The sequence below is a fragment of the Streptomyces sp. NPDC035033 genome (assembly GCF_040636735.1).
GTDB lineage: Bacteria > Actinomycetota > Actinomycetes > Streptomycetales > Streptomycetaceae > Streptomyces.
Genome location: NZ_JBEZUZ010000035.1, coordinates 58927 through 67000 on the forward strand (window position 1 = coordinate 58927; position 8074 = coordinate 67000).

Consider the following 8074-nt stretch of genomic DNA (forward strand, 5'->3'; position numbering starts at 1 on the left):
GGTGGGGCGGCGGTTGTTGGGAGAGGGGAGGGGCGTTCAGGGCCTCCGCGGGGCCGCTCCTCGTCGGCGGTGGTCGAGTCGACTGCCCTCGTCCTCCTCGGCCCGGCCAGGGCGGTGGGTTCATCAGTGTTCCTCGCCCCGGCGGGCGTTACGGCTGGGCGTGCAGGTCGTTGAGGTCGTTATGGCTATGCGTGCAAGTTCTCGGCTCTGTGTGATGTGCGGGACCGGTCTGTTCGGCGGGACGGCCTATCTGGTCGACGGCGTCCGGCGGCAGGGCCCTCGGGTGCCTGCTCGCTTCCTGATCTGCGGGTCCTGCTACGAACGGGGGTGCCCGGATCCGGAAACGGGTCTGACCCGGGCGGCCTCCACCCGGCGGACGCGGAGCGTCGAGTGGAGGGGACTGGCCGGCCGCGGCGCGGCTCTCCCGCCGCAGGCGTGCATCGCCGGCTGCGGCCTGGTCGTGGTGCGCGGGGCGGAGGAGGCGATGCGGGGGGTGACGTGCTCGCGGGCGTGCCGGACATCCCTCACGCGTAAACGTAACGGAGGCATCGGATCGGGCCGCCCCTGCGGCGCCTGCGGCACGCCCGTTACGGCTGGGCGTGCAGATTCTGCGTACTGCACCGCGGCCTGCCGACAGAAGGCATACCGCAGCCGGCGCGCCTGCCGACCATCGGATCCCGTCCCGGAGCTGCTGGAGGCGATCGTCCCCTTCGTCACCACCAACGTTCCCGGTATCTCGCAGTCGCTCTACAAGGCGCTGTACCGCGTTCACGTCGCACATCTGCGTGACCAAGCCCCGGGCGAATTCCTCGCCCGGCTCGCCGCCATGGACCCCGAGCGGGTCAAGGTCCCCGACACCGACGAAGGCCGTCGACTCCACGCCGCCCTCCGCCGCATCCGGACGGCTCAGAACCTTCACGTCTAGCCGTAACAGCCTCAACAACCCGCACGCCCAGCCGTAACGTCCGCCGCAGGCCCGCCGATTCGCCATGATCGGCGGGAAGCTCGCCACCTTCACGGAGACCGGACAGCCCGACAAGCGGCTGAAGCCGGCGCACCGGAAAGCCGGACGGCATGCCTTGCCCTGGTCCTGGCCCTGGTCCTGCACGCCCGTTCGGCAAGGGCGCACGGGCAAGACCGGACCTGTCAGACGGCCGGGCGAGGCGGCGGAGGCAGGCGACGGTCTCCTCTTCGGCTGGTGAACCGACGACGAGAGCCCACCGCAGCCACACCGCGCGCACCAGGACGTCGCGGCCGGCCAGAGAGACTGCCCCCTCCCGCCGGGAGAGTCCTCTCAGGCGGCGCCAGGCGCATCGGCCTTGCCAGGCCGGCACACTCACCAGGCGCGTGGCGCGCCGCCCACCGCGCCTCCCCCCCTCGGCGCGGCCGGCGCCCGCAAGCGGGCTCGCCCTCCTGGAGCCGCCGCACGGGCCGCGGCAGGCGGCCCGACCGGTTGACGCACGCGCCAACCGGCCGGGCCGGAACGGGCCCTGGAGGCAGCCGGGGCGGGTCAGCGTTCGCCCGCCGAGCCCTCGGTGGCCGTCTCGGCGGGCGATCCGGGGGAGAGACGCTTCATCAGCCGACGAGCGGCAGACGGGCCCTCAGCTTTGATGCCGGGGGCGCGGCACCCGTCCGGGTAGACACCGGCGCGCAGGATTTCCCCGGAGCGGGCGCCGACCTCCAGCCAGCCCCACGCCCCGTCAGGGACGGGCGCAGTCAGGACCACGCGGTGGCGCCGGGGGGAGTGATGCCAGACAGGGATGAACCCGCGCTCCGCGGCCAGCTCCACCACCGCCCGCGTGCGGGCGTTCAGGCCGGGCGGGGCGGCGGGGACGCCGATGCGCAGGACCCCTCTGGCTTCGTTCACTTCAAGCAGCAGCGTTTGTCTGCCGGTTTGAACAGCAGTTGGCGATCTTGAGGCTCGTGGATGTTCACGAGAAATGACGTCACCGCCGGAGCTCGTGGTGGCCGACAGAGTTGCCCGGCCGCGATCGGAGACGGCTCGATCCGCTGCCATATCCTTCTGCCGTGGCAAACAGGCCGCGGAATTGGGCAGGAGGGGGTTGGGGTGTCACGAGACCCGAGGGGCGATTTCCTTGACGGCCCGGCTTGGATGTGTTTGAGCATCCTGTTCTTCGGGTGGACGGCGGCCAGTAGAGGCACCGCGCCCTGGCTGAGGGTCGCCGCGACGCTGATGCTGGTGGCTTGGGTCGTGTTGCTGGCGAGGCACCTTCTGCGACGTGCCCGCGACCGTAGGTCTTCTGAGTCGGATGAATCGGCATCCTGAAGGAGGCCGAGACCGGGGCCGGTCGGCCGTGAGGGCGGCCGACCGGCAGGGTGCGACCGGCAGAGATCAGCTGGCCTTGGTGGTTTCCTCGGCTCGGGCTCGGGTGCTGGCAAGGCGGTAGGAGTCGGTGCCGGTTTCGATGATGGTGCCGTTGAAGGTGAGGCGGTCGACGATCGCCGCGCAGAGGCGGGGGTCCGTGAACGTCTTGGTTCAGCCTCCGAAGGACTCGTTGGAGGCAATGGCGACGCTGTTCTTCTCCTCGCGTTCGGTCAGGACCTGGAAGAGGAGTTCGGCGCCGTGGCGGTCGAGTTCCATGTAGCCGAGTTCGTCGATCTATGCCGATATCCGCATAGCGACCCCTAATGTGTAGGGTCTCAGCTTTCTTGGCCAAATCTCAGGATGGTTGGCCACTTGGTGGCCACTTGGCCACACATCTGAGACACGCACGTCGAGAGCGTTACTGAGCCCGCAGCCCGCCGGTTCACCAGCCTGCTCTCATTTCAGTCGGCTCGGTCGAGCGGCATTCCTGTATACCGGAGCTGCGGCTGTCGCCGGCCACGGTGCTTGGGCAGGAGTTTCCCGCGATTCGGACCTGGCGTTCGACATCGCCGGCCAGCGTCACGTCGGCGGCGTGACGCCGTCGGTCACCACCCCGCCGATGAGATCGCGGACGAGTGCGGCGGCCTGGGCGCGGGCCTGCTCTTGCTTGTCCGTCTCCGCCACTGTGAGGGAGAGCTCGGTGAGCGCGCCGTAGAAGGCCCGGGCGACGAGGTGGGCCGGGTGGGGCCGCAGACGGCCGGCGTCGAGTGCGGCGTTCACGATGTCGAGGACCAGGCTGCCGAGGTGCAGGTGGTCCAGCTCGCGCCACCGCTGCCATCCCAGGGCGATCGGCCCCTGCTGGAGCACGATATTCCTGTAGGCGGGCTCGGCGCAGACGTCGAGGAAGGCATCGGCGCCCCGGTAGGCGCGCTCGCGCGGATCGGGTAGGGGGGCGATCGCCGCCCGGATGCGTTCGGTGGCCTGCCGTTCCAGGTCTTCGAAGACGGCCTCGAACAGTCCGGGCTTTCCGTCGAAGTGGTGGTAGAGCGCGCCGCGGGTCAGTCCGGCGGTGCGTACGAGTTCTTCCGCGGAGATGGTGGCGTAGTCACGTTCCGTGAAGAGTCGCAGCCCCGTGTCCAGCAGGGTGCGGCGCGTGTTCTCCGCGTACTTCTCGCGCAGTGTTTCCATACGCCATGGATATCACATACGTTGTGTATGTCAGATGCACTCTGTATGAACGGTGGCGTGATGGAGAAGTCAGTGGACGTCGTGATCGTCGGGGCCGGGGTGGCCGGGCTGGTAGCCGCCCGTGACCTCGTCCGGGAGGGAGTCGAGGTACTGGTTCTGGAGGCCCGCGACCGCGTCGGCGGCCGGCTCCTCAACGGGGAGCTGCCCGGCGGCGCCCCCATCGAGGTGGGCGGCCAGTGGGTCGGACCCACTCAGCACCAGGCCATGGAGCTGATCGGGGACCTGGGCCTGAAGACCTACCCGACGTACGGAGAGGGCGAGCACATCGGGGAGTTCGGCCCCGCCCGCTCCCTGTACACGGGCCGCATCCCCAAGCTGAACCCGCTGGTCCTCGCCGACATCGGACAGACTCAGTACCGCCTGGACCGGATCGCCCGCCAGGTCGCGGCAACCGACCCGTGGCGGGCGCCCGGGGCCGAGGAACTGGACCGCCAGACCTTCGACACCTGGCTGCACCGCACAGCGCGCACCGGCGGCGGGCGCGCCTTCTTCCGGCTGGTCACCGAGGCGGTCTTCTCCAACGAACCCGAGGACATGTCCGCCCTGTGGGCCGCCTTCTACGTCGGCGCCGCCGGCGGCCTCGACCAGCTGATCAACGTCGGCGACGGGGCGCAGCAGGACCGCGTCGTCGGCGGGACGCAGCGCATCGCGCTCGAACTGGCCAGGGAGCTCGGTGACCGGGTCGTCCTGGAAGCGCCGGTCACCGACATCGACTGGCAGCCCTCGGCAACTTCCGGAGTCCGCGTCACCACCCGCAGCGGCCTGACTGTGCGCGCGCAGCGGGCCGTGGTCGCCGTCCCGCCGCCGCTGGCCGCCCGCATCCGCTACACCCCCGGCCTCCCCGGTGATCGCGACCAGCTCATCCAGCGGATGCCGATGGGCCGGGTCATCAAGATCAACGTCGCCTACGACGAGCCGTTCTGGCGCCACGCCGGCCTCAGCGGCCAGGCCAACAGCACCCACCGACCCTTCGGCACCGTCCTCGACAACACCCCCCACGACGGCTCGTGCGGCGTCCTCGTCGGCTTCCTCGAAGGCCGCCACGCCGACACCGGCTCACGCATGGACCCCGACGAGCGCCGCGCCCAGGTGATCAACGACCTCGTCGGCTACTTCGGCCCCAAGGCCCGCAATCCCATCGCCTACATCGAACGCGACTGGGCGGAGGAGGAGTACAGCCGCGGCTGCTACGGGGCCTTCGCCGTACCCGGCGCCCTCACCCGCTTCGGCCCGGCCCTGCGCTGCCCGGTCGGGCCCCTGCACTGGGCCGGCACCGAGACCGCCAGGCGCTGGGCCGGCTACATCGACGGAGCCGCCGAATCCGGCCATCGCGTCGCCGACGAGATCCTCCCCAAGCTCTCCTGACCCCCGGCACCCGAGCGAGGACCCACCATGACCACCACACCCGCCACCGACCTCGAAACGATCGTCACGCGACTCACCAAGGGCGAACGAGCCTGGGCCCGTACGAGCCTGTACGAACGGCGCCTGCTGCTCCTCGACACCGCGGCCGCCACGGCGGCAGCCGCCGGCGCATGGGTCCGCACCGCGGCCCGGATCAAACAGCTCAACCCCGCCTCCCCGCTCGTCGGAGAGGAATGGATGAGCGGACCCTACGCCCTGCTCACCTACCTCCAGGCCCTCCAGGAGACCCTGCACCACCTGGACGAGGGAACCGACATCCTCGCCGCCACCCGCATCACCCAGGCCCCGGGCGGCCGCCTCGCCGTCCAAGTCCTGCCCCACGACACCTACGACAAGCTGCTCATGAACGGCTACCACGCCGAGGTCTGGACGACCCCCGGCACCACCGAGGACCAACTCCGTGCCACGGCCGGCCTCACCCAGCGCACACCGCGACAAACCAGGGGCGTAGCCCTTGTTCTCGGCGCCGGCAACATCTTCTCCATCCCGCCCCTGGACGTGCTGTACCAGCTCTACGCCGAGAACCGCACCGCCGTCCTCAAGCTCAACCCCACCACCGATCCGCTCGCCGACGTCTACCGGGCGGTGTTCAAACCGCTCACCGACGCGGGCCTGGTCGAGATCGTCACCGGCGGACCCGAGATCGGAGGAGCCCTCGCGGCCCACCCCGGCATCGCGGCCGTCCACATGACCGGCAGCGAAGCCACACACGACGCCGTGGTCTGGGGCACCGGCAAGACGGCGAACAACGCCAAGGCCACCGGAACCCCGAAGCTGACCAAGCCGATGACCAGCGAACTCGGCGGAGTCTCGCCGATCATCGTCCTGCCCGGAACCTGGTCCGAAGCGGACCTGCTCTACCAGGCCAAACACGTCGCCACCATGCGCCTGCACAACAGCGGCTGCAACTGCATCGCCGGCCAGATCCTCATCCTCAGCTCCGACTGGCCCCAGAAGCACGCCTTCCTCACCGCCCTGCGCCGGGCCCTCGCCACCGCACCCGCCCGCCCCGCCTGGTACCCCGGCTGCGAAGCCCGCGTCCAGGCCGCACGCGACCTCCACCCCCACGCGGAGAAACCCGGAGGCACCCCCGAACGCACCCTCCTCACCGGCCTGGACCTCACCGACCCCCACGAGACCGCCTTCACGACCGAATACTTCGGCCCGGTCCTCGGCGTCGCCGAAATCCCCGGCACCGGAACCCGGTTCCTCCACGCCGCCGTCACCGCCGCCAATGAACGCCTCCACGGGAGCCTCGGCGCCAACCTCATCGCCCACCCCGACACCCTCAAGACCCTCGGCCACCGCCTCCGTGACGCCATCGCCGACCTGCGCTACGGGACCATCGCGGTCAACGCCTGGACCGGCGTCGGCTACGCCACCCCCCGCGCCACCTGGGGCGCCTACCCCGGGCACACCCTCGACGACGTCCAGAGCGGCATCGGCGTCGTCCACAACGCCCTCCTCCTGGACCACACCGAACGCACCGTCGTCACCGGTCCCTTCCGCCCCGCACCCCGCTCCATCCTGAGCGGCGAAGCCTCCCTCGCCCCCAAGCCCCCGTGGTTCGTCACCAACACCACCGCCGCCCGCACCGGCCGCCTCCTCACCGAGTTCGCCGCCCACCCCCGCTGGCAGGACCTTCCCGCCCTCTTCGCCTCCGCCCTCCGCGGCTGACCACCGTCCACCAAGAGAGGTGTGCGCCGCGTCAGCGTGTGATCTCTCGGTTTCGTGACAGTGGAGTGAGTGACAGCGAGGCTCTGGAGGTGTTGCTGCTGGTCACGAGTTGTTTTGGGGCTGGGAGGTCACTGTCCTGGAGGTGAGAGCTCCGCAGGGCGTTGCTGTCGTGTGAGTGTTATCGCGTGAGCGGTGACGCTGTCTCAGTTCCGTTAGTTCTGAACCATCACCGCCGCCCACCAGCTCTACTACAGCCGCATCGTGGACATGGGGGGCAGATAGCCCGAGAACGGCCCTGTACGGCGATCTGACGGCTCTGGAGCTCGGAGGATGTCCCCCTTGCATCCGGGGCACTGAGGGCACCTCAGATCGCTGTACAGCGCCTCTGCTTCGCTCAGTACATCCCGTACGGGCCGACCGCCCGCGCGCCCATCCGCCTGCCCGGAAGGACCCGCCCAGGCTCGCCACCGTGATTGCCGTCCTAGGCACCCTCCTCGGCGCCGTCGTCGCCGGAACCCTCCAGCACCGCACTGCCCGCGCCGCGCCGTCGCCGCGCTGGGTGCCGCCCTCGCCGCCCACGGCGCGCGATGGCCGTCCGCGAAGGCCTACGCCTGGCGGACGCCGACGACCAGGCCCTTGCCGCCGCCCGCGTTGGGTCCCATGCCACCCGCTCCGCGGTCGAAGCCCCGCGGGTCCTGGTCTCGGTCCTCGTCTCCGTCCTCGCCCCGGCCGCCGTGCGCGGCGCGCGCCTCCTACGCCCTGCGCGGCGCCTCGGACACCGCGGTCCTCGGCGCCCTGCGGCAGGGCGCCATTGAGGCCGGCGACGCGTTCACCGTTGCCGCCGGCTGCCACTTCGTTTGACCCGTACGGAGCCAACACCGTTCCTCGCTAGCGACAGCTTCTCGAGGGCCCATGTGGTGTCCGTGGTGACGAGAAGCCGGCGGACGAGGACCCCTGGCCGACGGCAAGGTCTACCTGAAGACCACCTTCGCGCAGAAGGAGTTCGAGTCCCTCTTCCCGAGCTCGCTCTTCGCCCCGCTCACCCTTGCAACTCCCTTGCCACGTTGCCTAATACCGCGCTGGCGGCTCCTTGGCGGTCAACGACACGCAGGGGTGTCGCAACGTTCTCAGCCCAAGATCTGGTGATTGGATGGCGTGTGCCGCCCAGGGATAGTGGTCGCATTTCAACAGTGGTCTTCGGCGCCCTCTATGCTGGTGGTTGCTTCTTCGAGACCGGGCCTCCGAGTCTCCGTCCCGCTGTGGGACGGGCCCTGGGGTCCAGGGGTCATATGGGCCCGGACGAGGAGGGGCAGATGATGCCCGAGAACGAGCAGCCTCCGGCTGGTCAGAAGAAGCGCCGCGCTTGGCAGGCGGTGGTCGACTGGCTGGCACCGCTGC

Annotated in this window: 4 protein-coding genes and 1 pseudogene; 2 read left to right on the forward strand and 3 right to left on the reverse strand. The window is 70.2% G+C overall.

Annotated features, from left to right (window positions below):
• Window positions 1–1510: 1510 nt before the first annotated feature.
• The 3 genes and pseudogenes from AB0E83_RS16765 to AB0E83_RS16775 form a co-directional block, all read right to left on the reverse strand.
• On the reverse strand, window positions 1511–1867 hold the full coding sequence (locus AB0E83_RS16765) for a hypothetical protein (RefSeq protein WP_362111413.1): 357 nt from the start codon (window positions 1865–1867) through the stop codon (window positions 1511–1513).
• 486 nt (window positions 1868–2353) lie between these two features.
• A pseudogene (locus AB0E83_RS16770) lies at window positions 2354–2620 on the reverse strand (ATP-binding protein); the annotation flags it as partial.
• Window positions 2621–2905: 285 nt separating this feature from the next.
• Window positions 2906–3514 (reverse strand): TetR/AcrR family transcriptional regulator, encoded by a 609-nt coding sequence (locus AB0E83_RS16775; RefSeq protein ID WP_362111416.1) that lies wholly within the window; start codon window positions 3512–3514, stop codon window positions 2906–2908.
• A gap of 60 nt (window positions 3515–3574) precedes the next feature.
• Here AB0E83_RS16775 and AB0E83_RS16780 point away from each other — a divergent pair, with 60 nt between their 5' ends.
• Together AB0E83_RS16780 and AB0E83_RS16785 are read left to right on the forward strand one after the other, a co-directional pair.
• The gene (locus AB0E83_RS16780) at window positions 3575–4939 is read left to right on the forward strand and encodes a flavin monoamine oxidase family protein (protein WP_362111419.1); all 1365 of its coding nucleotides are present in this window, start codon (window positions 3575–3577) and stop codon (window positions 4937–4939) included.
• Between the two features lie 27 nt (window positions 4940–4966).
• The gene (locus AB0E83_RS16785) at window positions 4967–6676 is read left to right on the forward strand and encodes an aldehyde dehydrogenase family protein (RefSeq protein WP_362111422.1); all 1710 of its coding nucleotides are present in this window, start codon (window positions 4967–4969) and stop codon (window positions 6674–6676) included.
• Window positions 6677–8074 lie beyond the last annotated feature (1398 nt).